At 69.0% G+C, this 24,366-nt stretch carries 18 protein-coding genes; 10 read left to right on the top strand and 8 right to left on the bottom strand.

The window, feature by feature from the left end:
* Positions 1 to 185: 185 nt before the first annotated feature.
* The 4 genes from ABC766_RS11165 to ABC766_RS11150 all read left to right on the top strand — a co-directional run bounded on the left by ABC766_RS11165 (position 186) and on the right by ABC766_RS11150 (position 3,472).
* Positions 186 to 1,109 (top strand): PhnA-like protein, encoded by a 924-nt coding sequence (locus ABC766_RS11165; protein WP_345822261.1) that lies wholly within the window; start codon positions 186 to 188, stop codon positions 1,107 to 1,109.
* Between the two features lie 107 nt (positions 1,110 to 1,216).
* Entirely contained in the window at positions 1,217 to 1,420 is a 204-nt protein-coding gene (locus ABC766_RS11160) for a CsbD family protein (RefSeq protein ID WP_043350217.1), read from the top strand.
* A 95-nt stretch (positions 1,421 to 1,515) separates the two neighbouring features.
* Entirely contained in the window at positions 1,516 to 2,931 is a 1,416-nt protein-coding gene (locus ABC766_RS11155) for a TAXI family TRAP transporter solute-binding subunit (RefSeq protein WP_043345428.1), read from the top strand.
* 64 nt (positions 2,932 to 2,995) lie between these two features.
* A complete protein-coding gene (locus tag ABC766_RS11150) occupies positions 2,996 to 3,472 on the top strand; it encodes a YidB family protein (protein ID WP_342145645.1) in 477 nt (158 codons plus the stop codon).
* Between the two features lie 63 nt (positions 3,473 to 3,535).
* Here ABC766_RS11150 and ABC766_RS11145 read toward each other — a convergent pair whose 3' ends face one another.
* The 8 genes from ABC766_RS11145 to ABC766_RS11110 all read right to left on the bottom strand — a co-directional run bounded on the left by ABC766_RS11145 (position 3,536) and on the right by ABC766_RS11110 (position 13,970).
* On the bottom strand, positions 3,536 to 4,522 hold the full coding sequence (locus tag ABC766_RS11145) for an ABC transporter substrate-binding protein (RefSeq protein ID WP_043345432.1): 987 nt from the start codon (positions 4,520 to 4,522) through the stop codon (positions 3,536 to 3,538).
* Positions 4,523 to 4,662: 140 nt separating this feature from the next.
* Positions 4,663 to 5,928, bottom strand: coding sequence for an adenylate/guanylate cyclase domain-containing protein (locus ABC766_RS11140; protein ID WP_043760534.1), 1,266 nt, complete (start codon positions 5,926 to 5,928; stop codon positions 4,663 to 4,665).
* Positions 5,925 to 6,323, bottom strand: coding sequence for a response regulator (locus tag ABC766_RS11135; protein ID WP_043760537.1), 399 nt, complete (start codon positions 6,321 to 6,323; stop codon positions 5,925 to 5,927). The genes ABC766_RS11140 and ABC766_RS11135 overlap by 4 nt, the downstream gene beginning before the upstream one ends.
* The gene (locus ABC766_RS11130) at positions 6,320 to 8,296 is read right to left on the bottom strand and encodes a sensor histidine kinase (RefSeq protein ID WP_287090110.1); all 1,977 of its coding nucleotides are present in this window, start codon (positions 8,294 to 8,296) and stop codon (positions 6,320 to 6,322) included. Before ABC766_RS11130 ends, ABC766_RS11135 begins: the two co-directional genes overlap by 4 nt.
* Positions 8,297 to 8,343: 47 nt before the next feature.
* Entirely contained in the window at positions 8,344 to 9,315 is a 972-nt protein-coding gene (locus tag ABC766_RS11125) for an ABC transporter substrate-binding protein (protein ID WP_043345438.1), read from the bottom strand.
* Positions 9,316 to 9,454: 139 nt separating this feature from the next.
* Complete coding sequence (locus tag ABC766_RS11120; RefSeq protein ID WP_043760539.1) at positions 9,455 to 11,764, bottom strand: TonB-dependent receptor family protein; 2,310 nt, start codon at positions 11,762 to 11,764, stop codon at positions 9,455 to 9,457.
* Between the two features lie 472 nt (positions 11,765 to 12,236).
* Positions 12,237 to 13,619 carry a PepSY domain-containing protein gene (locus ABC766_RS11115; protein ID WP_345822257.1) on the bottom strand — a complete coding sequence of 461 codons (1,383 nt, stop codon included), beginning with the start codon at positions 13,617 to 13,619 and terminating at the stop codon, positions 12,237 to 12,239.
* A gap of 39 nt (positions 13,620 to 13,658) precedes the next feature.
* Entirely contained in the window at positions 13,659 to 13,970 is a 312-nt protein-coding gene (locus ABC766_RS11110; RefSeq protein ID WP_287090114.1) for a hypothetical protein, read from the bottom strand.
* Positions 13,971 to 14,421: 451 nt separating this feature from the next.
* Here ABC766_RS11110 and ABC766_RS11105 point away from each other — a divergent pair, with 451 nt between their 5' ends.
* From ABC766_RS11105 to ABC766_RS11080, 6 genes are all read left to right on the top strand, one after another.
* On the top strand, positions 14,422 to 15,633 hold the full coding sequence (locus ABC766_RS11105) for an ABC transporter substrate-binding protein (RefSeq protein WP_345822735.1): 1,212 nt from the start codon (positions 14,422 to 14,424) through the stop codon (positions 15,631 to 15,633).
* Positions 15,634 to 15,765: 132 nt separating this feature from the next.
* Positions 15,766 to 16,638: a branched-chain amino acid ABC transporter permease gene (locus ABC766_RS11100; protein WP_043345455.1), complete on the top strand. Its 873-nt coding sequence runs from the start codon at positions 15,766 to 15,768 to the stop codon at positions 16,636 to 16,638.
* A 38-nt stretch (positions 16,639 to 16,676) separates the two neighbouring features.
* Positions 16,677 to 18,725 (top strand): branched-chain amino acid ABC transporter ATP-binding protein/permease, encoded by a 2,049-nt coding sequence (locus ABC766_RS11095; protein WP_278306392.1) that lies wholly within the window; start codon positions 16,677 to 16,679, stop codon positions 18,723 to 18,725.
* Positions 18,718 to 19,440, top strand: a complete 723-nt coding sequence (locus ABC766_RS11090; RefSeq protein ID WP_043380492.1) for an ABC transporter ATP-binding protein — start codon at positions 18,718 to 18,720, stop codon at positions 19,438 to 19,440. The genes ABC766_RS11095 and ABC766_RS11090 overlap by 8 nt, the downstream gene beginning before the upstream one ends.
* A gap of 456 nt (positions 19,441 to 19,896) precedes the next feature.
* On the top strand, positions 19,897 to 20,148 hold the full coding sequence (locus ABC766_RS11085) for a hypothetical protein (protein WP_427902304.1): 252 nt from the start codon (positions 19,897 to 19,899) through the stop codon (positions 20,146 to 20,148).
* Between the two features lie 614 nt (positions 20,149 to 20,762).
* Positions 20,763 to 23,789 carry a PAS domain-containing protein gene (locus tag ABC766_RS11080; RefSeq protein WP_345822732.1) on the top strand — a complete coding sequence of 1,009 codons (3,027 nt, stop codon included), beginning with the start codon at positions 20,763 to 20,765 and terminating at the stop codon, positions 23,787 to 23,789.
* The last annotated feature ends 577 nt before the right edge of the window (positions 23,790 to 24,366 follow it).

Raw genomic sequence — 24,366 nt, 5'->3', positions numbered from 1 at the left:
CCGCCCTCATCTTCCGCGCGGCCAGGGCTCTTCCGCGCGGGACGAGGCGCCCGCGACGGAGCCCCCTCGCCGGCGCCCCCCCACCGCGAGGCCCCCTGGCGACGCCCCCACCGGCGACACCCCCTTGCGACGACCCACGACGACCCACGACGACCCACGACGACCACCACCACCGGAGTGACAGCGTGACCACCATCCAGACCGTAGCAACGCCCCTCGCGCCGGACGCGCACGCCGACACGCGCGCCGTCCTGCTCAACCAAGTGTCCTGGGGGGCGATCTTCGCCGGCGCCGTCACTGCCCTGGTGACCCAGGTGATCGTCAACCTCGTCGGCGTCGGGGTGGGCCTGGCCTCGGTGGGCACGACGGCGGCCGACAATCCCTCCGCCTCCACCGCCTCGATGGGCGCCGGCATCTGGTTCGTGGCCTCGGGCATCGTCGCCTCGCTGGCCGGCGGCCTGATCGCCGGCCGGCTCTCGGGCAAGCCCCTGCCGGGCGCGGCCGCCCTGCACGGTCTCGTCTCCTGGGCGGTGACGACGCTGGTCGTGCTCTACCTGCTGACCTCGGCCGCCAGCGGCCTGGTCGGCGGCACGCTGAGCACGGTCTCGGGGGCGCTCGGCGGCGCGGGCACCCTCGTGGGCGGCACCGTGCAGACGGCGGCCCAGGCTGCGGCGCCGTCGCTGGCGAAGATCTCGAACCCGCTGGACGGCATCGAGCAGAAGGTCCGCCAGCAGACCGCCGGCCAGGACCCGCAGGCGGCCCGCGACGCGGCGGTGGCGGCGATCAAGGCGCTGTTCACGGGTGACGCGTCGCAGAAGCAGCAGGCCGAGGCCCGCGCGGCCGACGCCCTGGCCAAGGCGCAGAACATCCCGGTCGATCAGGCCCGCCAGCAGATCCAGGACTACGAGACGCAGTACGACCAGGCGGTGGCCACCGCCAAGCAGAAGGCCGAGGCCGCGGCCGTGACGGCCAAGTCGGCGGCCACGCAGGGCGCCTTCTACGCGGCGCTGGCGCTGATCCTGGGGGCCCTGGCGGCCTTCCTCGGCGGCCGTCTGGGCGCGCCGAAGCCCGCGGCCCTGCTCGGCGTCTACGAGACCCGGCGCGTCTGACCGCCTTCGGCGCCCGCGCCTCCATGCGGGCGCCGCCCATCCCCGGCGGGCGGAACGCGCCCGGCCGGGATCCCTGACCACCCCTCCAACCGCGCGGAGCACACGCGATGAGCAGCACCACCGACAAGATCAAGGGCCTGGCCAACGAGGCGGTCGGCAACGTCAAGCAGGCGGCCGGCAAGGCCACGGGCAACGACAAGCTGGTGGCCGAGGGCAAGGCGCAGGAGCTGAAGGGCGAGGCCCAGAAGACGGTCGGCGACGTCAAGGACGGCGCCAAGACCCTCGCCGACAAGATCACCGGCAAGCACTGATCCTCATCCCGCGGCGCCGGGCCACCGGCGCCGCCCCTCGGCCCATGTCCGGTACGGTGCCGGGCCGAACCGCTCAACGCGCGGGAGCAGAGCCGATGCGGCACTTCGCCAGCCTCTTCCTGCGTCAGGAATTCGTCTTCCTGGTGCTCGCCATCCTGCTGAGCGTCGGCGCCGGCGTGGCCTACTGGGTGTCGCGCGCCACCGTCCTGACCATCGCGGTCGCTCCCAAGGACGGGACGGAGCCGGCGCTGATCCAGGCCTACGCGGATGCCCTGGCCAAGCGCCACAAGGAGATTCGCCTCAAGATCATACCCTTCGACGACGTGCGCGACAGTGCCGAGGCGCTGCGTGACGGGCGGGTCGATCTGGCGATCGTACGCCCGGACGTCGAACTCCCCGACAACGGCCTGACGTTGGCGATCCTACGCGACCAGGCGATGATCATCGCCTCGCCGGAAGCCGCCGGGATCGACCGCTTCCCCGATCTCGATCGCAAGCGCCTCGCGATCCTGGCCCATCGGGACGCCGATGAGGCGCTCATCCGCGCCATGCTGGATCACTATGGTTTGACGCTGGTCACCACCGAACCGGAAGGCGGTCTGCCGCCGCGCCACGTCGCCCTGGTCGAGATGGCCGAGAGCGACCTGGGCGCGGCCTTCGCCCGCAAGCGGGTCGACGCGGTGATCTCGGTCATCGCGCCGACCGCGCCGACGGCCCAGCGGATCGTCGGCCTCGTCCAGGCGGCCAGCCGCAACCGCAAGATCTCCTTCGTGGATGTCGAGAATGCAGAGGCGATCGTCGCCCGGCTGCCGCGTCTGCAGGTGGTCACCATGCCGGCCGAGACCTTCGGCGGCAGCCCCAAGGTGCCGGCCGACGACGTTCACACGGTCGGCGCTTCGTACCGGCTGATGGCGCGGTCGAGCCTCGCACGCTCCGTGGCGGCCGACGTCACGCAGCACCTGTTCGAGCTGCGCAGCGCGATGGCGAACGTCACGCCGGCCGCCGACTACGTTCAGGCCCCCGCCTATGACGGCACCGTCGGCGCGACCAGCGCGAGGCTGCCCATCCATCCCGGCGCCGTCGATTATTACGAGCGCGAGCAGCAGAGCTTCATCGAGCGCTACGAGACCTGGATCTACCTGCTCGCCTTCCTGGGCGGCGGCATCGGTTCGGCGCTCGCGTGGATCGGCCAGCGCCTGTCGCGCCTGCGCCGCGAGCGCGTCGAGGAGGCGACCGACCGCCTGCTGCAGATCCGTCAGGAGGCGCAGGAGACACCGGATTCCGGACGTCTCGAGATCCTGGCCCGGGAGATCGACGATCTCGCGGGCGACATCGCCAAGCATGCCCTGGAGCGCCCGACCGAGGCCCGGACGATGTCGGCGGCGACCATCGCCATCGACGCGGCCCGTTCGACGGTGAAGCGCGCCATCACGGCTGGCCGGAGCGCGGATGACGGCCTGGGCCTGGCCGGCAGAGCCGTCGCGGCAGACGCGGCCCAGACGCCGGCATGACCCGATGCGGCGGCCCACCGCCGTACCACCCGGGCTTCGGCCCGCACCAAGGAAGGACGACGCCATGAGTAAGGGATATCCCTCGATGACCGCCCTGCTGGGGCTGCTGGCGGTTGCCGGCTACCAGAACCGCGACCGGATCGCCGAGTGGCTCGGCGGCCACGCCAAGGATTCGGCGCGGTCGCCGGCACCGCAGGTCCCGCCCGCGACGGGGTCGACGATCCCGGCGAACCTGGATCGCCTCCTCGGCGGCGCCAGCGCGGGGGGCGTCGGCGGCCTCATCGCCGGCGGCCTGACCGAGCTGGTCGATCATTTCACCAAGGGCGGCCATGCCGAGACGGCGCAATCCTGGATCAATCACGGCCCGAACCGCGACATCCCGGCCGCGGATCTGGAGCGCGCCATCGGGCCGGACACGTTGGCGGCCCTGGAGCAGCGCACGGGCCTGAGCAAGAGCGAGCTGTTGGAGCGCCTCTCGCGCGACCTGCCCTCGGCCATCGATCGCTACTCGCCCGAAGGACGACTGCCGGCCTTCAGCTGATCCGCTTCGCGGAGGTCGTCGCGGCGACGCCGCGACGACCTCCGCCGACGATTCCGGCAGCCGCTACTCGACCAACTCGTCCACCTTCGCCATCAGCGAGGGCGAGATGGTCAGACCCAGGGTGGCGGCCGTCTTCAGGTTGAGCAGGGTGATGAAGCGCTCGCTCGCCTGCACCGGCAGGTCGCCGACCACCGCGCCGCGCAGGATCCGGTCGAGGTAGCCCGCCGCCCGCTGCACATCCTGCTCGACGCTGGTCGTGTAGGCGGCAAGGCCACCGAGGCGGACCGGCGCCGCATAGGCGTAGACGGCCGGGAGACGGTAGGCGGCCGCCAGGTCGACGATCCGCTGGCTGTACACGCCGGTCACCGCGTCCGGCAGCGCGATGAGGCCGCCCTTCGGCTGGGCGGCGAAGCCGGTGATCGCCGCCTCGATCTCGGCGGCGTCGTGCACGCCGGCGATCCGGGCGTCGATCCCGAGTTCGGGGCCGATCCGGGCCATCTCCGCCGTGTAGCCCGCGAGGCGCGCCCGGTAATCCGGGTTGATCAGGGCGAGGGCCCGCGTGACGCCGGGACTGAGTTCCTTCAAGAGTTGCAGCCACTTGCCGACGAGAATGAAGTCGAAGTTGGTGAAGCCGGTCAGGTTGCCGCCGGGCCGCGACAGGTTGGATACGAAGCCGCCGCCGACCGGATCCTGCAGCATCATGAAGACGACCGGAACCGTCGTGGTCGCCCGCTGGAGCGCCGTCGCGCCGACGACGCCCTGCGCGAGCACCACGTCGGGCTTGCGCGCCAGAATCTCCTCGGCCTGACCGCGCATCCGCTCGGCTTCGCCGTTGCCGTACTGCAGGTCGACGGCGAGGTTCTGGCCCCAGATCCAGCCGGCCCGATTGAGGCTCTCCTTGAGCGTGTCGACGATGACGGGACTGTCGGGATGCGCTTCGCCGTAGACCAGCAGGATCCCCAGGCGACGCTGACCCTTCGCCGGCCCGGCGGCGAGGGCCGGCCACGCGGCCGCGCCGCCGAGGCCCGCGATGACGTCGCGCCGTCTCATGCGCCGGTCTCCCGCCTTCACCCGTTCCGAGCCGCGCCGATCGGGAGGGGGTCCGATCACGCGCCCGGGGATGGTAATAGGCGCTGCCTTAAGGCGGGGCTATCGCGTGTACCGATGGGGATCCCGGCGGGGCGCGGAACTCAGCGGACCTCGACCCGGCTGCCGCTGCCGCCGTTCAGGAGGCGCTTCAGGTGGAAAGCCGCGACCCCGTCGTCGGGACGCAGCCCGACCAGGGCCGCGAAGGCCGCGAGGGCGCCGGCCTCCCCGGCATCGAGCTTCGCGTAGGCGTCCTGATACTGGGCGAGCGGCGCGTCGCCGTAGACCGCCTCCGTCAGGGGTTCGTAGGCGCGCAGGGCCGTCTGCTTGCCGCGCAGGAGCAGGTCGCCGAGGGGCCGGCCGCGGAACTGCCCGGCCCGGATCACCACCGCCTCGCTGACGCAGATCCGCGTTCCGAACGCCTTGTTGGCGTTCTCCAGGCGTGCCGCCGTGTTGATGGTGTCGCCGTAGGCCGTGTAGTCGAAGTATCGGCCGCCGCCGAAATTGCCCACGATCGCCGGCCCGGCATGGACGCCGATCCGCGTCACGCCGATCTCGATCCCCCGCTCCCGCCAGCGCGCGCGGAACCCCTCGGCCACCTGGTCGAGGGCCAGCGCGCAATCCACGGCCCGAGCCGCGTGGTCCGGTTGGTCCCCCGGCGCCCCGAACAGCACGTGCAGGGCGTCGCCGACGATCTTGGCCACCGTCCCCTCGTGGGCGAAGACCACGTCGGTCATCTCGGCGAAGTAGCCGTTGAGGATTTCGGCGAGCTGCGCCGGGTCGAGGCTCTCCACCAGGCTGGTGAAGCCGGCGATGTCGGTGAACAGGGAGGCCACGTCGCGCCGGTGGCCGCCGAGTTCCAGGCCCGATGCATCCCCCGCGAGCCGCTCGGCGAGGTTGGGCGAGAAGTACCGGGCCAGAGAGGCATGCGCCCGCTCGGCCAGCGATTGCCGCCGCCGCCCCTCGCGCAGAGCCTCGACATGCCTCAGCGTCCGCTCGATCGTCGTCTCGAGATCCACGAAGTCGATCGGCTTCGTCAGGAAGTCGAAGGCACCCCGGTTCATCGCCGTGCGGATGTTCGCCATGTCGCCATAGGCCGAGACGATGATGGTCGAGGGGCGCTCGGCAAGATCCTGCAATTTGGCGAGCAGCGTCAACCCGTCCATGCGCGGCATGTTGATGTCGGACACGACCAGATCGACGTCGCGGTTGTCCGAGAGGCGGTCCAGGGCCTCCTGTCCGTCATGGGCGAACAGGAACGTGACGAGGCCCTGGCGGATCTGGCGGCGGAACTTCTGGGTGATCAGCGCCTCGAGATCCGGCTCGTCATCGACGACGAGGATCTTGGCGCTCGGCATGCCGGGGGTCATTCGGCCCCCGAGAGCGCGGAGAGGCGGCGGTCGATCTCCGCCTTCAGGACGGGGAAATCGATCGGCTTGGTGATCAGGCCCACCGCGCCGGCGGCGATGACCTTCTCACGCGTCTCGGCATCGCCGTAGGCCGTGATCATGATCACCGGCACGTCGGGCCGGGCTGCGCGCACCCGCGGCAGCAATTCGAGGCCGGTCATCCCGGGCATGTTGATGTCGGAGAGCATCAGAATCAGGCTCGGATCGTTGGACCCGTTGATCCGGTCCAGGGCCTCCGCCGCCGAATGCGCGAAGCCCATCGCGAACCGTCCGGCGCGCAGCTCGCGGCGGAACTGCTGCCGGAACAGGTCGGTCACGTCGGGTTCGTCATCGACGACGAGGATCAGGACGTTCATGGCTGGCTCTCGGTCTCGGTCGCTGGCTGTGGAGGCGCAGCGGGCGCGGTCGTCGTGACGCTCTGGCGCGGCAGGGTGATGGTGAACTCGGTGAAGGCGCCTGGCTCCGTGGCGACGTCCACCGTCCCGCCGTGTTGCTTGACGAGGATGTCGTGGCTCAACGAGAGCCCGAGCCCCGTTCCCTCGCCGGCCGGCTTCGTGGTGAAGAACGGATCGAACATCTTGGCCTTGACGCTGTCGGGGATACCGGTGCCGTTGTCGCGCACGCGGATCTCGATGCTGTCGCCCCGATCCCGGGTGGCGATCGACAGCGTCGGTTCGTAGCCCGGCTCCGCGCCGTCGGCTTTCTTCTCGGTGGCGTAGAATCCGTTCGACATCAGGTTGAGAAGGACCCGGGTGATCTCCTGGGGAAAGAGGTCGGCCGTGCCGGCGGCCGGATCGTAATCGCGCACAAGGGTCACGTTGAAGCTGGGTTTCGCCGCACGGGCTCCGTGATAGGCAAGATTCAGGCTCTCCTCGACCAGAGCGTTGACGTCCACCGGGCGATGCTCCCCGGACCCGGTGCGCGAGTGCAGCAGCATATTCTTGACGATCGAATCGGCACGCTTGCCGTGCTGGACGACCTTCTCGAGATTGCCCTTGAGAAGGCCGGTGATCTCCTCGACCTCCTCCCGCGTGCTCGGATCGAGCGAGGCGGGTTCGAGCACGTCCCGCAACTCGTCCACCAGCTCGTTCGAGAGCGATGCGAAGTTGTTGACGAAGTTCAGCGGATTCTTGATCTCGTGGGCGATGCCGGCGGTGAGTTGGCCCAAAGACGCGAGCTTCTCCGATTGCACGAGACGGCTCTGGGCTCTCTGAAGGTCATCGAGTGATTGATTGAGGTCGCGGGTCCGCTCCTCGACCTTGGCTTCTAGGGTCTCGTAGGATTCCTGGACGCGGCCCGCCATCGTGTTGAACCGGTGCGCCAGGGTCTCGATCTCGTCGCCGGTGCGGATCACGATGCGTTCCGAGAGGTCTCCGGATCCGAAGCGTTCTGCGCCATCCTCCAGCTGCCGGATGGGAACGACCATGCGCCGCGCCAGAAAGGTCCCCGCCACGGCCGCCAGCAGCACGCCGAGGCCCATCAGGGAGGTGGTCTGGATGACGGATTCCAGAGCCGGCCCCATCGCGTCGCGCAGCGATTCCTGCACGAACACGATCCAGTCGACCCGCGGGATGGTGGCATGGGCCGCCAGCACCCAGCCGCCGTCGAGGCCGGTGGTGATCTCGTAATCCTGTCCTGCCATCCGGGATCCGGGCAGCGCCGCCGCGACCTCCGACAGACCGGACAGGTCGGTGTCACGCAGGACCAGACTCAGATCCGGGTGCGCGATCAGGCGTCCGGTCGCGGTCGTCACGAAGGCGTAGCCGTGCTCACCGACGTTGATCGCGCTGACCACGTCCCAGATCAGCTTCAGATTGACTTCCGCGACGGTCACGCCCGGGTCGCGGCCGGCATGGGCGACCGAGACCGTCATGTAAGGCTCGGAACCGCGCCGGAAATAGACCGGGCCGAACCAGGTCTTCTGGGCGATGGCCTGGGTGAACCGCGGAGAGGTCGAGAAATCCTTGCCGCTGCCTACGGCGTCGGGTTCGAGCCGCGACACCCGCAGCTGTTCCTTTCCGGCCGGATCGAGATAGGCGACCTCCGTGATCGCCGGCGCCTGGCGCAGCAGGCGAATGAAGTCGTAACGCTGCTGCTCGGGGGGGATCCGCCGCCACTCGGCGCGGGTCGTCCAGCCGATCTGGCTCTCGATTCCGGACAGGAAGGCATCGACGCGTTCGGCGGCCGCCCGCGCCTTGGTGCGCTGCGTCTCGATCGCCGTCCGCTTGGCGTCCTGATAGTTCAGGGTCAGGTCGACGGCCCCGTTGATAAGCAGGACCAGGCTGACGAGGCCCACGAAGGCCACCGCGAACTTGACCGACAGCGGCACGCGGAGCCACCGCGGGACCGTATCTCCGGTCGGTGGGGGAAGCGCCGTCACTCGACGATCTCATCGGCTTGGGCGAGAAGTGCCGACGAGATGTCCACGCCCATGCCGCGCGCGGATTTGAGGTTCACGATGAAGTCGAACTTCGTGGGCGCCTGGACGGGCAGGGTTGCCGGGTTCTCGCCGCGGAGAATGCGACCGACATAGGCCGCCGCCCGACGGACCGCCTCGGTCGGATCGGGACCGTACGACATCAGGCCGCCGCGATAGGCGAAGCGCCGGATGGCGAAGACCGTCGGGATCGTGTTGCGCGTCGTCAGCGCGACGATGCGATCGCCGTTGGCCTCGCTGAATGTCCCGGGCGCGACGATCAGCCCCCCGTGCCCCTGTCGCGCGAGATCTGCGATGACAGGATCGATGTCGGCAGTCTTCTCGACCTTTACCACCCTGGGTTCGATTCCCAGCGCGGACGCGGTGCTGCGGAACGGCTCGGCGTAGAGGTTCTTGCCCCGGATCTCGGTGCTCGGATTCGACAGGAGCGTGACGCGTCGGATGCTCGGCACGGCTTCCTTGAGGGCCGCCACCCATTTTCCACCCAGGGGCGCCTCGTAGAGGGTGAAGCCCGTGATGTTGCCCCCCGGGCGTTGGAGACTCTCCACGTACCCGAACCCGACCGGATCGGAGGCGCCGACGAACACGATCGGAATCGTTCGGGTCGCCGTCGCGACGGCCGAGAGTTGCGCATTCAGATAAGCGAAGATGACCGGCGGCCTTGCGGCGACGAGTTCGGTCGCCAGGATCCGCGTCCGCTCGGGGTCGGCACCGCCCCAGCGGTGATCGACGGGCTGATCCGGATGCCCCTGGTCGCGCAGGGCGGCATTGAACGCCTCCGCGAGCGCGCGACCTTCGTCATCGCTTTCCGTGAACGGCCAGAGCGCCGCCACGTGGGCCTGCGTCTGCGCTCCGGCGATGCGTGGCCATCCGGCCAGCGCCAATCCAGCGATTACGGTGCGCCGCCTCATCCGACCATCGCGCCAAGTCTCCGCCCACGGCCCGCGCCGCGCAGCCCGGACCGCGCGCATCGGCCCGGCCCCCGCGATCGATCGCCGGAGCATAGTGCAAGCTCGGCATTGACACCACGCGCCGGCCCGCCGGCAACGCTCAAAATGCCAGCCGCATCCCGCCGACGATGTTCCGTGGAGCCCCCGCGAAGATCGAGCCGGTCGTCGTCGCCAGCACCGCCGCCCCGTTCTGGAGGCCGGTCGTGGCGCTGATCCCGTTGGCGAGATTCTGCGCGGAGGCCACGTAGGTCGTATCGAACAGGTTGCGCACTTCGAGATAGACGCTGAGCCGCTTGGCGTATCCGCCGGTCAGGTCCGTGGCGTAGTGCAGGTTGGCGTTGACGATCGCATAGCCCGGCGCCTTCAGCGAATTGGCATTGTCGAGGTAGAAGTCGCCCTGAACCACCGTCTCCACGAAGGCTCCGAGACCGGCGAGCGGCCCGCTCGGCACGTCGTAGCCCAGGCGGGCCAGCAGCTGGTGGGCCGGAACGCCGGGGATCCGGTTCCCCGCCCGGTCGAACCGACGGCTCAGGCTGCCCGCGCTGAGCTGCTCGGTGTAGCGGGTGTAGATCTGGTCGTCGAACGTGTAGGCCAGGGTTCCGCGCCAGCCGGGCGCGAAGGCCCAGTCGGCGCCGACCTCGATCCCCCGATGCTCCGAGGCGGGCGCGTTGAACGTGTAGGCGAGGAGGCCCGCCCCCGGCGATTGCGTGACCAGCTCGTTGCGGAAGAACTCGTAGAAGCCGGTGACGCTGAAGCGAAGATCCGTCACCGGACTCCACTCTGCGCCGAGATCGAAGCCCAGATTTTCCTGCGTCTGGAGCTGGGTGTTGTTGCCCGGAAGTCCGGCGGGGGTGATGAACAGGTTGCTCGCGGCCGGCGTCGTATAGCCGGTGGCGACCCGGCCGCGCAGCGCCCAGGCCGGATCCGGCCGGTAGACCAGCGCCAGTTCCGGGGCGACGTTGAGAAAGGAGCGGTTCGCGTCCGCCACTGTCCGCGTCGCGCCGCTCGCCGCGTAGCTGTAGGCCAGGTTGCGGCCGGTGATGGACGTGCTCTCGGCGCTGAGGCCGAGAACGCCGGTCCATTGGTCCGACAGGGCGAGTTCGAGCCGCGCCCGGCCGCCGAGATTCGACTGCACCGCCGTCTGATCGCCGATCAGCGCCCCCAGGCGCGGGCCGTCATAGGGCGCCCGGTTGAACGTCGTGATGTGGTTGTCGATCGTGTTGTAGGCCAGCGCGACGTAGCCGGTCGCCGGCAGACCGAACAGATCCCCCCGCCGGGTCAGGTCCGTCAGGAAATTCCAGGACGGATACGAGCCACGCGACGATGTCTGGTAGAAGGGCTGATCGAAGTTGCGCTCGTCGAAGCCGAGCTGCGTGCGCCACGTGGTGAAGGCGTCGATGTCGTGCTCCCAGCGGGCCGCCACGATGGTCCGGCGGTCGTTGCGCCCGAAGCCGCCTTCATCCGCCGTCACCGGCACGGTCGCGCCGAAGGCTCCGTTCCGGAACAGGTTGAAGGTGGTGCAGCCGGCCGCCGCGCTTGCGGCGGCGGCGCAGCCGCGCTGGTACGGGTTGATCCGGTACTGGGCCAGGGACGAGCGGGCGGGAAGGTTGGCGTCGAGGGTGTTGTTGATCACCTTGAGGGTGAAGCGGTTGTCCGGGGTCGGGGTGTAGCTCGCGAGCAGATTGATGGTCTGCGTGTCATAGCTCGCATGGTCCTGATAGCCGTTGGCGCGGACGTCGCTCGCGAACAGGCTGATCTCGAACGGACCGCTGACGCCTCCGACGGTAAAGTAATTGCTGAGGTAGCCGAAGCTGCCGGCATCCACCCCGATCTCGTAGCCGTCGATCTCCCGCCCGGTCCGCGTCCGGAACGCGAGCGCCCCCCCGGTGGCGTAGTTGCCGAAGAGGGGCGATTGCGGCCCGCGGAACACGTCGATCCGGCTGTAGGCCCGCGGGTCCGTGAGGTCGAAGCGCGACGCCCCGTCCGGTTGGGTCAGGATGAAGCCGTCCTCCAGAACGACGGTGTTCTTGATCACGCCGGTGGAGCGGGCGTTGTTGCCGCGGATCGAGATCACCACGTCCCGGCCGCCATTGCCCTGCCGGACCGTGACGCCCGGGCTGTTCACCAGGACCGATCCGATGCTGGTCGCCGGCCGGTTCGCGATGGTGCCGTCCCGGCCGATGCCGGTGACGATCTCGCCCACCGGATGCTCGATGACCGAGGGGGCCGCGCCGGGGGGTGCGGCCACGCCGAAAGGCGGGGCCGTGGTCCGGCCTGCAGACGGCGCCGCTTCGCCCTCCACGGAGAGTTCGTCCAGCGTCACCGCGGTCTGGCCGAGGGCGGGGAGGGGGGTACCGGCAAGCAGAAGCGCGAGGGCGCGGCCGCGCAGGGCGGTCTGGTCGGGGGGCATCGGAGGACTCGTCTGATCGGTGGGGCAAGCGGCGGGGCCGCGGGCATGGGCAGGCGATCAGGCGAAACGGGGCGGCCCTCGCGGTTGGCCAGGGATGCGGTGGACCGAGACGATGGGCTTTGGGGGCGGGATCGGCCACGTCACCGCATGCCAGCGCAGGCGACGGGCGAGACCGACCACCGTCGGAAGAAGCGGCGGGACGGCGCCGGCCCGACACAGCCCGCAGAGGCCGCAGCCCGTCAGTGCCGGCGCATGCGGACCGATGGCGACTTCCGTCGCCTGATCCGGCCCATGCCCGCACAGGATCTGACCGGGCAGCGGCCACGGCGCCTGTGCCATCCGGAGGGCCACGGCCGGTGCCAGCGCCTGGATCCAGAGCGCGCACACGATCAGCCCCGCACCCAGAAGGCCCGGGCGCCGGCGCGTCAGACGAGAACGGGTCCGCACGGGCATGGCGCCCGTCCGCTCCGGATCAGCTCATCCCGCGCCTTCGGAGCCGATCCACGCCGAGATCGAGACCGAGCATCCCGGCGATCGCGAGGCCGGTCAGCGGGAAGAGGATCCCGAGCCCGAGGATCATCAGGGTCACGGTGACCAGCACCCGCCGGTTAGGCGGCCACGGCGGCACCCCGAGGCTGCCGGCCGGGCGCCGCTTCCACCACATCGTTCCGGCCGTCACGGCGAGCAGGATGGTGGCGAGGCAGAAGGCCAGCATCGCGAACTGGTTCGCGCGGCCCCAATGCTCACCTTTGTGGATCCCGATGCCGTATTGGATCGCCCGGCCGACCGGGCCGAGATCGGCGAAGCGGACGTCGACCAGCGGCCGCCCGGAATACTGATCGAGGGTGATCACCCGCTGCCGGGTGACGTCGCGCGGGTAGATGGCGGCGGCGTAGACCCCGTCGGCGCCGACGGGCAGCGCCAGCTCGAAGCCGTGGGGCATCCCCATGCGTCCGAGACTCGCGACGGCCTCGTCGATTCCAATGCCCGCGCCCGCTGCGGCAGGCGGTGCAGAGCGCGGTATCGGCGCGTCCTGCAGGGTCCAGCCCGCATCCTCGAGCCTGTCGCGCAGGGGTATCGTGGAGACCGGCCGGTTCGCCCACAGCGCGGCCGGTTGGCCGAGGCCGGCGGCATTCGACCATGCGCGGAGCTGCTGCCCCCACCAGATCGACCAGGGCAACCCGGTGAGCGCGAGGAAGAGCAGACCGCCGCCGGCCACGAATCCGGTGACGGCGTGGAGATCGCGCCACCACACGCGCCGGCGGGGCGTGGTGCGAACGGTGACGACGCCGCCGGTCCGACCGCGGGGCCACCAGAGATACGTGCCCGTCACCACCAGGATGACCGCAAAGCCCGCGACGATCTCGATCACGGCATTCGCCAGCGGGCCGAGCAGGGCGAGGCTGTGCAGCCCCCGAACCACCGCCATGAACTCGCGATCGGAGTCGACGCGGTCGAGCACGTCACCGGTGTAGGGGTTCAGGTAGACTTGGATGCGGCGATCGCCCACCGCGACCGTGACGCGCGCGGCGGCGTCCGGGGCGGCGGGATCGACGTAGGTGACGGGCGCGCCGTCCGGGACCGTCTGCAGCGCATTGAAGATCAGGCGATCCGGGCCGAGCGACGCCATCGCCTGGGGGGCGACCTTGGTCCGGTACGCGAACAGGCTGCCGTTGATCTCATCCTTGAACAGGTAGAGCGCGCCGGTCGCCGACAGGCTGATCAGGAAGGGCAGGCACAGAAGGCCCGCGTAGAAGTGCCAGCGCCAGACGGCCCGGTAGATGGCGTCGCTGGACAGTCGTCCAGTGGCAGCCGCCCCGTACGCGGGGGCGCTGCCGTGCAGAACAATCGACATGAGGAGAGGTCCGGGCCTGAGCGATCGGGATCGGGATCGTCAGGCCGCGGGCGGACCTCGCGCGGTTCCGTTATAGGTCGGAGGTCCCGTCGTCGGGATCTCGGCTTCCGGGCGCCACGCACACAGCGAGGTCGGCGCGGAGGGCCAGGCCGCCGCCTCCGGATCGATGGGGGGCAGCGTCAGCGTCCCGGCCTGCACGACCGTGCAGCACGCATGGACATGAACGCCCTTGCTCGCAGGCTCGCCCGACGAATGCCCGGCGCAGAGCACCTCGCCCGGACCGTCCAGGGCGCGGCTCGGTGTGGCGAGCCCCAGAAAGGCTTGAAGCAGCAGCGCGTAGAGCGCGACCAAACCAATGATCGCGCGCCCTCTACCCGTTCGAGGCTGCCGCCGGCGCATGGGGCGATCTATGCGGCCGGACTGCGGCGCGTCAATGCGCGGTTCCCATACGGCGCTGGACGCCCTGTGCATCGGCGACGACCGGGAGGTACGCCCTGATGAGACCGCGCCGCATCCGCCCTGACGCCGTTGGGCTCGAGGCCCTGCGGACGCCGGAGATCGCGCCGTGCCGGATGTCGGCGTCCTACGAGTCCGGTCGCCCTTTAATCCGCTCGCCCGGTCGGCAGGGCTGGATTCTTCTCCTGTGTTGCTCATCCTGCGGAGAGATCGGTACAATCTTTATTATTCGTTCTGGATTCATCAGAGCATCAGCTTGACGGCCCGACCTGAGTCAATGAGACGTCGTCGGCAGAGTGCCACGGTGAAGGGCATGCCGCGCGAGCGGGAGCTTGGAGAGGGAACGATGGTCTTCGCAGGTCGCACAGCAGCTGCGGTGCTGTTCTTATCGATGTTGTCGGCCCCCGCATGGGCTGCGGATCCGATCAAGATCGGGCTGAGCGGTCCCTATACCGGGGGGTCGTCTTCGATGGGCGTCTCAATGCGCGACGGCGCCAAGCTCGCCGCTGCCGAAATCAACAAGGCCGGCGGTGTCCTCGGTCGGCCGATCCAGCTCGTCGAGCGCGACGATGAGGCCAAGAACGAGGTCGGTGCGCAAGTCGCGCAAGAGCTGATCAATAAGGAGAAGGTGGTCGCGACGGTCGGGTTCATCAACACCGGCGTCGCGCTCGCGGCCCAACGCTTCTACCAAGAAGCCGAGATCCCGGTATTCAACAACGTTGCCACCGGGACGATCATCACCAATCAGTTCAAAGAGCCGGATTACGACGCGAACTACGTCTTCCGGAACTCGGCCTACGACGTGCTGCAGGCGGGCCTGATGGTCGACGAGGCTCTCGCGCAGGGCCACAAGAAGATCGCGATCCTCGCAGACTCGACCAATTACGGTCAGCTCGGCCGTGAGGATATCGAGAAGTATCTCGGCACGAAGGGCGTGAAGCCGGTCGCGGTCGAGAAGTTCAACATCAAGGACGTCGATATGACGGCCCAGCTGCTCAAGGCGCAGCAGGCCGGTGCCGAGGTGATCCTCGCCTACGGGATCGGGCCGGAGCTGGCCCAGATCGCCAACGGCATGGCCAAGCTCGGCTGGAAGGTGCCGATGATCACCAGCTGGCCGTCCTCGATGCAGAGCTTCATCGACATCGCCGGCGCGAACGGCAACGGCGTGGTCATGCCCCAGACGTTCATCGAGGACCAGACGCTGCCGAAGCGCAAGGCTTTCCTTGAGAACTACTACAAGACCTACGGCGTCACGAAGATCCCGACCCCCGTGGCCGGCGCCCAGGGCTACGATTCGATCTACCTCCTCGCCGCGGCGATCAAGCAGGCGGGCAGCACCGACGGCGCGAAGATCCGCACCGCCCTCGAGAACCTGAACGAGAAGGTCGAGGGCGTCGTCACCACTTACGACAAGCCCTTCACCGCCAAGGACCACAACGCCATCTCGCGCAACATGGTCGTGTTCGGGAAGGTGCAGGACGGCAAGATCGTCTACGCCAAGGATGAGGACGCCAAGAACGCCGGCGTCGTCCGCGTCAAGGAGAAGTCCTCGAACTGAGGTCCCGACGCCCGCGCCCACCCGGGCGCGGGTGCCCCAGAGTCCGGCGGCACTCCAGCCTGCCGGCACGTCGCATATCGGTCCCGCGGCGCGCGCCGCGCGGCCGGACGACCCTCCGGTGACAACGCATCCATGGCCATCCTGCTTCAGCTCATCGCCTCAGGCGTCGCGGTCGGCATGATCTACGCCGCCATCGCGTTCGGCTATCAGCTCACCTTCGCGACCTCGAAGACGCTCAATTTCGGCCAGGGCGAGGCGCTGGCGCTCGGGGCCCTGTTCGGCCTGACCCTGGTGCCCTTCGTCGGCTACTGGCTGATGATCCCCCTGGTCCTCGTCTTCGGCTTCGCCCTCGGGGCCGTGGTCGAGCGCCTGGGCGTGCGCCCGGCCGTGAAGATCAAGTCCGAATACGGATGGATCATGGCGACCATCGCCCTCGGCATCATCTTCAAGAACGTCGCCGAGAATGTCTGGGGCCGCGACGACCTGAAATTTCCCTCGCCACTCCCCGAGACTGCCCTCGAAGTGGGCGGCGTCCGCATCCTGCCGATGGAACTGCTGATCGTCGCGGGGGCGCTGCTGATGATGCTCGCGGTCGAGATCTTCAATCGCAAGTCGATCTGGGGGAAGGCGGTCGTCGCCACCTCCAACGACATCGACGCCGCCGGCCTGATGGGCATCAACACCCAGAAGGTGATCACCCTGTCCTATTCGATCAGCGCCATGACGGCGGCCTTCGCGGGCGTGCTCGTGGCGCCCGTCACGCTGACCGGGGCCACGATGGGCTCCGTGCTGGCGCTGAAGGCCTTCGCGGTGGCGATCATCGGCGGCCTCGAATCCGGCCTCGGCGTCATCGTCGGCGGCCTGATCCTCGGTGTCGCGGAGACGCTGACCGGCTTCTACATCTCGACCGGCTACAAGGATGTGCCGGGCCTGATCCTGCTCCTCGTCGTCCTCTCCATTCGCCCCGTCGGCCTGTTCGGCAAGGCGGTCATCAAGAAGGTCTGACCGTGACCGCCCGCGCATCTCTCCCGGCAGCCTGAGCCATGGCGCAGACCCTCGCCCCCGCCGACGCGCCCGTCCCGACCGCCGCGCCGAGCCTGTCCCGCCACGTGGGCGCCCTCGGCGCCGTGCTGCTGGTGGTCTGTCTCGCCGCCTTCCCGCACGTGGTGACGAGTTCGTATTACATCCACCTCGTGGTGGTGATCGCCATCTACGCGATCCTGATCCTCGGGCTCGACATCGTGGTCGGCTATACCGGACAGGTCAGTCTCGGGCATGCCGGCCTGTTCGGGGTCGGCGCCTACGCGGCCGCGGTGCTGTTCCTGCACTTCAAGCTCGGCGTGTGGTGGGGCATCCTGGCCGGGATCGGCGTGACCTCGGCCTTCGGCGTGCTGCTGGCCGTCCCGGCGCTGCGGGTCACCGGTCCCTACCTCGCCATGGTGACGCTGGCCTTCGGCACCATCATTCAGATCTTCATCAACGAGCTGACGCCCCTGACCAACGGCCCCCTCGGCATCACCCTGCCGCCGGCCCGCGTCCTCGACTTCTCGCTCCTCGGTCTCCAGGCCCCGTGGGGCGCAGCCGGGCGCAAGCTCGAATTCTACTACCTCGTCTGCGTCGCGCTGCTGGCCACAATCCTGGTCGTCAACCGGGTGGTGCGCTCTCCCTACGGCCGCGCCTTCGAGGCGCTGCGGGACTCACCGATCGCCTGCGACTGCATGGGCGTCAGCGTCTACCGCTACAAGGTCTATGCCTTCGTGATCTCGGCAGCCCTCGCTGGTCTCGCCGGTGCGCTGTTCGCGTGGTCGGAGCGCTACGTGGCTCCGAACTCCTACGGCTTCGAGCTGACCGTGCTGTTCCTGCTTGCCGTCACGATGGGCGGGCGCAAATCCCGGGCGGGGCCGATCATCGGGGCCGCGATCGTCGTGATGATGCCCAACGTGCTCGCCGATATCGAGCTGGTGCGGATCATGGCGGGGCTCATCGCCCTTGCCGCCTTGATCGTGGGCGCCCTCGCTTTCCTTCGGCGCCGGGAGGACCGCTTCGCCCTGCTGGTGCCGGTCGGGCTCTGCCTCGCCTTCTTCCCGGCGACCCTGGCGCTCGAATCCGTGACCGACTTCCGCCTGACGGTCTTCGGCCTGATGATCCTGTTCGTGGTGTACTACCTGCCGGACGGGATCGTCGGCTTCGTCCGCGAGAAGATCCCGGCGCTCCGGCCGGCCCACACCGCCGAGGGCAAGAGCCTCCACGCCGAGGGGGCGGCGCTCAGCGTCCAGAGCGGCGGCCGGGGTGCCGACCCGCTGCTCACCGTCGAGCAGGCCCTGATGCAGTTCGGCGGCCTCAAGGCCCTCGCCGGCGTCGACCTCACGGTCCGGCCCGGCACGATCCACGGCCTGATCGGACCGAACGGTTCCGGCAAGAGCACGATGATGAACGTGCTGACCGGTATCTATCGGCCGACCGGCGGCAGCGTGACCCTGGCCCGCGGCCAGGGCTCGAAGCGCCTCGACGGGCGCACGCCCTCCGAGATCGCGGCGGCCGGCGTGGCGCGCACCTTCCAGAACGTGCAGCTCTTCCGGGAGATGACGGCGCTGGAGAACGTGCTGGTCGGGCTCCACCACAGGTTCCGCGGCACCCTTTTCGACGCGATCCTCGGCACGCCGCGCCGCCGTCGGGAAGAGCGCGAGCAGCGCGCCCGCGCCATGGCGATCCTCGACTTCGTCGGCCTGGGCGCCCTGGCGCAGGTGGAGGCCCGCAACCTGCCCTACGGCAAGCAGCGCCTCCTCGAGATCGGTCGCGCGCTCGCCCTCGATCCTGTCCTGCTCCTCCTCGACGAGCCCGCCGCCGGCCTCACCGCCCCCGACATCGCCGAGCTGACGGCGATCATCCGCAAGATCCGAGACGCCGGCATCACGGTGATCCTCATCGAACACCACATGGACGTGGTCATGGGCCTGTGCGACCGCGTCAGCGTCCTCGATTTCGGCCACAAGATTGCCGAGGGCAGCGCCCGCGAGGTCCAGGCGGACCCGAAGGTGATCGAGGCCTATCTCGGCAGCCCGGTCGCCGACGAGGAGTTGACCCATGCTTGAGGTCACGGGTCTGTCGGCCGGCTACGGCCAGGTCGAGGTGCTGCACGGCCTCGATTTCGCGGTCCCGAAGGGGCAGGTCGTGGCGCTGATCGGCTCGAACGGCGCCGGCAAGACCACCACGATGCGCGCCCTGTCGGGCATGATCCGCCCGCGGGCGGGTTCGATCCGCCTCAACGGGCGCGAGATCGGCGGCCTCGAAAGCCACGACGTCGCCCGGTTCGGCCTCGCGCACTCGCCGGAGGGCCGCCGCGTCTTCCCGACGCTCTCGGTGGAGGACAACCTGACCCTGGGCGCCTTCCCCCGGTTGACGGGCGCGCGGCCGAAGGGCGACGTCGCGGCCGACCGCGAGCGCGCCTTCGAGATGTTCCCCCGTCTGAAGGAGCGGCGTACGCAGCTTGCCGGCACCCTCTCGGGCGGCGAGCAGCAGATGCTCGCGATGGGCCGGGCCCTGATGCTGCGGCCGGAGATCCTCCTGCTGGACGAGCCCTCGATGGGCCTCGCCCCGAAGCTCGTGGAGGAGGTGTTCCGGATCATCCGCCTGCTCAAGGCCGAGCAGGTCACCATGTTGCTCGTCGAGCAGTTCGCCATGGCGGCGCTCGGCGTCGCCGACCACGCCTATGTGCTCGAGAACGGTCGGATCCGCTTCCAGGGCCCGGCGCAGCAGATGCGCAACGATCCGGCCGTCCGGGCGGCCTATCTCGGCGGCAGCCACTGAGGCCGCCGCGAGACCCCCGGTCGCGGAGACCGATCCGCTCCGGGGGCTGACGCTTCGGGCGGGGCGCGATGCCGTCAATCTGGACCGTCGCGTCCTGCGAGCGTCGCCCTCGTGAAGGCCGGCGTGTCCTGCACATGGCTATGCGGAGCCTGCCCAGCGACGACATCCGTGCTCCAGCAGCCCGGCGACGCCTCGCTGTGGGGAATCGGACGCATGTACCGCCGGAGGGCCCCGCCGTTCCGGCTCGCGCCGGCCGACGCGACCACGAATCAAGCATTGCCGGCCAGGAGATGCATCATGGCTGCCCCTGCGCAGAGCCGGATGAAATGACTTGTCATTGATCATCCCTGCATTCGCTATCTCCGAACGCCGGTAACCTCCTGTGTCGCCCTGTCGTGGGGCTCCGGCAGCCGAGGGTGGCTGCCGAACGGGAAGGGCGGTCTGATGAGACGTCGCGTGTCGGCCCTCCTGATCCTTCCGGCATTCGCCTTTGCCGGCTCCGTGCAGCCAAGTGCGGGGTCGCCGGACGCGCCGGCCACCTTCGTCGAACCGATGGATGGCCCGCACCGTCATTGCTCCGGTTCCTGTATGAAGACGGGGGCCTTGCAATGGATCTGCCGGCGCGATCAGACCTGTTCCATCGATTGTGCGACGGCACCGCCGAAGATGCATTGTCACGACCCCGAGCCGCCGCGCCGGACGCGCTGAGGCGAGACAGCGCGGCCTGGTACGACTCAGCCGATGAGGCCTCCGAGGCCGCCGGTGACCAGGCGGGCGTGGCCTGCAGGGATGAGAAGGTTCATCCCGATGCCGCCGGGAACCGCGTGCCGAACCGGCATCCGCGTCCTCGCGCAGAGGTCTGAAGCTCGGCTGATCCCCAGGATTGTGGAAGCGCCGGTCGCAGCGGCTTGGTCACGCATGGCTGCGTTCCCCTGGCGCATCGGGAAGGACGATCTTCGCTGGCGCCCGCGACCTGCGGGGGCGGCAGGATCGGGAGATGGAGCGGGCGCACCACGCCGAACGGCATCGCCAGATCTCCGGCAGGCGACGACTCTCAAAGGTTGGCGATTGCGCCGCCGGCCAGGCGTCCATGGCTTTGACAACCTCGGCTCGCCATGAGACCGCTCTAGGGTGTTGGATGCACGAGCCTGTCGCGTGCCACGGCCAACACGGTGAACGGGCCTGCCTTCTCTCAGGGCGGCAACTGAAGGGTCGTTCGGCGCGCCGTCATGGCGGCGCATACGCGCGATCGTTCAGGCTCAACCGCGGAAGCAGTCCGCTCGGTCAATCCCTGAGGCCCCGTGAAACAGCGCCACGCCGTGATGCACAGAAGTTCGAACGTGACGATGTGCATCCCAGCCTGCCTGATGGACGGTGGCGCGATGGGCGCGCTCATGCGCGCGCACGACTGGGACGCCTCACCGCTCGGCGATCCCGCGACCTGGCCGCCATCCTTGACGACGCTGACAGGCGTCATGCTCGGTTCGAGGCAGCCGACCTTCGTCATCTGGGGGCCCGAGCGCAGGCTCCTCTACAACGATTCCTTTGTCGGGCTTCTCGGCGCCGCGCATCCGTCTGCGCTCGGTCGCGACTATCTCCAGGTCTGGCACGACCTCGGCGCCGAGCTTGGATCCTTCGTGGACGAGGCCTGCTCCGGTCGCTTCGTTGACACGGCCGCGTTCGAATACGTCGTGAGGTCGCCCGACGGGGGCCGGTTCTCGTTGTCCTATGTGCCCATCCGCGATCCGGCCGGGCGCGTGGATGGCCTGTGGGGCACCTGCACTGAGATCGCGGACCAACGGTTCGTCGAGGGGGAGCGGCAGGAGGCGGATGCGACGCTCCGCGAGAACGAGGAGCGACAATCGTTCCTGCTGGATCTGAGCGACGCGCTTCGGCCGCTGAACACGCCCACCGACATCGTCGAAGTGGCCGCCCGGCGTCTGGGCGAGCGGGTCGGTGCGAGCCGCGTATTCTACGCTGAGATCGCCGGCAGCCTGATGACGGTCGAACGCGAGTACGTCCACGGCGTCGGCTCGATCATCGGCGAGCACTCGCTGGCGGCGTTCGGCCCGGACCTTCTGGCAGCCTACCGCGACGGCGTGGTCGTCGCGGTCGACGACGTGCCCTCGGACCCCCGGTTCACCGTTGAGGCCCGGGCGGGCTTACGGTCACGCCAGGTCGGCGCCTTCGTCGATGTCGTTCTGTTTCGGGGTGACGAATGGGTCGGCCTGCTCGCGGTGCAGAGCGCGACCCCGCGCGCCTGGACGCCAGCGGAAGGCAACCTGATCCGGGAGGTCGGCGAGCGCGTCAAGGCTGCCACCGAGCGGGCCCGTGCCGAAGTGGCGCTGCGCGAGAGCGAGGAGCGTTTGGCGGCGATCTTCTCGGCTGCGTCCGTCGGCCTGTCCGAGGTGGATGCGAGCGGCCGCTATCTTCGGGTCAACACGGAGATGTGCCGCATTCTCGGACGGTCCGCAGACGAGGTTCTCTCGGTCGGCGTCGCGGATGTGACCGATCCAGCCTATAGCCCGCAGAGCTTGGCGACGATCGCGCAGGCGTTCGAGACCGGGCACAGTTCCGCCCTCGACAAGCTCTACTGTCGTCCCGACGGCACGTCCATCTGGGCGAGCAGCAGCGTCCGACGTCTCGACGATGGGCAGGGCAGGTTCAAGAACCTGCTGGTCGTCACGGCGGATCTCAGCCATCGCCGGGAGGCAGAGCAACGGCTGGCCGAAAGCGAGCGCCGCTTACAGCTTCTCAACGAGACGCTCGAACTTCAGGTCTCGGAGCGCACGGCCGAGCGCAATCTATTGGCCACGATCGTCGAAAGAACCGACATCATGGTGATGGCGTCGGATCTCAACTACAACATCCTGGCCATCAACAAGGCGAATGCGGACGAGTTCGAGCGCATCTATGGCGTACGGCCGAAGGTCGGCGACAACATGCTCGACCTTCTGGCCGATCAGCCTGAACACCAGGCCCAGGTCAAAGCGGGTTGGGGACGCGGGCTGGCCGGCGAGGAGATCACCCTCGTCCAGGAGTTCGGCGATCCCGGACGCGTCCGCCCCGCCTATGAGATCAGTTTCCGCACCCTGCGCGGTGCGGATGGCGAGCGCACGGGCTGCTATCAGTTCGTCATGGACGTGACAAAGCGGTTGCGCGATCAGGCCGAGCTGGTCCTGGCCCAGGAAGCCCTGCGCCAATCCCAGAAGCTGGAGGCGGTCGGCCAGCTCACGGGCGGAGTGGCGCACGACTTCAACAACCTTCTGACCATCATCCGCTCATCCGTCGATTTTTTGCGTCGGCCCGATCTGCCGGAGGTCCGCAAGCGCCGCTACCTCGACGCGGTCTCCGAGACGGTCGACCGGGCCGCCAAGCTGACCGGCCAACTCCTCGCCTTCGCGCGCCGTCAAGCGCTGAAGCCGGAGGTGTTCAGCGCCGGGCAGCGGGTGAGTGCGATCGCCGACATGCTCGACACGCTGACCGGCGCACGCGTGCAGGTTCTGATCGAGGTGCCGGACACCGCCTGTCATGTACGGGCGGATGTGAGCCAGTTCGAAACGGCCCTGGTCAACATGGCCGTCAACGCCCGCGATGCCATGGACGGCGAAGGCACGCTCATCCTCCGGGTCACCGGGGGGGCGGCGCTGCCGGCTGTTCGCGGCCATGCAGGGTGCGAGACGCCGTTCGTGGCGGTCTCTCTGACCGACACGGGGACCGGCATTTTGCCGGACCGGATCGAGCGGATCTTCGAGCCCTTCTTTACCACGAAGGAGGTTGGTCGAGGCACGGGTCTCGGGTTGAGCCAAGTCTTCGGTTTCGCCAAGCAGTCGGGCGGCGACGTGGATGTCCGGAGCGTCGTCGGCCGGGGCACCACCTTCACGCTCTATCTACCCGAAGTGGCTGCGTCCGATCTGTCGTCCGGTGAGCGCATCCAGGAAATGGGGCTGGCCCCGCTGGGTTCGGGTCAACGCATCCTGGTCGTCGAGGACAATATCGGGGTCGGCCAGTTCGCGACCCAGATCCTGGAGGATCTGGGCTACCGGACGGCATGGGCCGGCAATGCCGAGGAAGCGTTGGACCGGCTGGGTCGCGACGGTGACGGGTTCGATCTGATCTTCTCCGACGTGGTGATGCCGGGCATGGGCGGCGTCGCGTTGGCGCGTGAGCTCCAGCAGCGGTGGCCGGATCTGCCGGTGGTCCTCACGTCGGGGTACAGCCACGTGCTCGCCCAGGAAAGCGACCACGGATTCGCGTTGCTGCACAAGCCCTATTCGGCCGAGCAACTCGGGCGCATCCTGCACCAAGTCCTCGGCGTGCGGTCCAAGCTCACGGCCCCGGCCGCCTGACGGCAGACGCGTTCAGGGAGTGCGCGCGCGGTATTGCGGCGGACCGTCGATCCGACGCGGGTTGGTCGCTCGCAGGTGGGCCCCACTGAATCCGTAAAGCGGAGGCCAAGCGCCGACGATCATCTTCCCGGCCGGGGCCGCCGCTCAACGCAACGGGGTCACTCTGCGCCGAGAGGAGGAATGCGGGGTGGATGCAGGGCACCGTCCCAGGTCGGCATAGGTCTCACGGCCGCGCGGGCTGCGGCCGAGGGGCCCCGCGGTGTCAGGCCGAGCTTGGTCGGCATTGCTTGTTCTAACGGGCTTCCGCTCCTCAGAGCGCAGGGCTTCTGCACGGCCGGGACCGGCGATCTGACCATTTGATGAGTGTGCCTGAGAGCGCCGTCACGGATACGGTGCCTGTTGGCTGCTCAGAAGGGGCGTTTGCCGGGCAGACCCGCCTGAGCCTGCGATTGGCCCCACTCGATCGGCGATGCGTGTTCCCGAGGCGAGAAACAGCTCAGCTTGAGCCCATCACCGGGAGGCGCAGACGCGACTCCATGCGTCCGGTCGGTCCGGCCAACGGGCCAGTCCAATCTCA

The sequence above is a fragment of the Methylobacterium fujisawaense genome (assembly GCF_039619325.1).
Lineage (GTDB): Bacteria > Pseudomonadota > Alphaproteobacteria > Rhizobiales > Beijerinckiaceae > Methylobacterium > Methylobacterium fujisawaense.
Note: the sequence above shows the minus strand (reverse complement) of the source record. Positions and strands in the feature narration are given on the sequence as shown.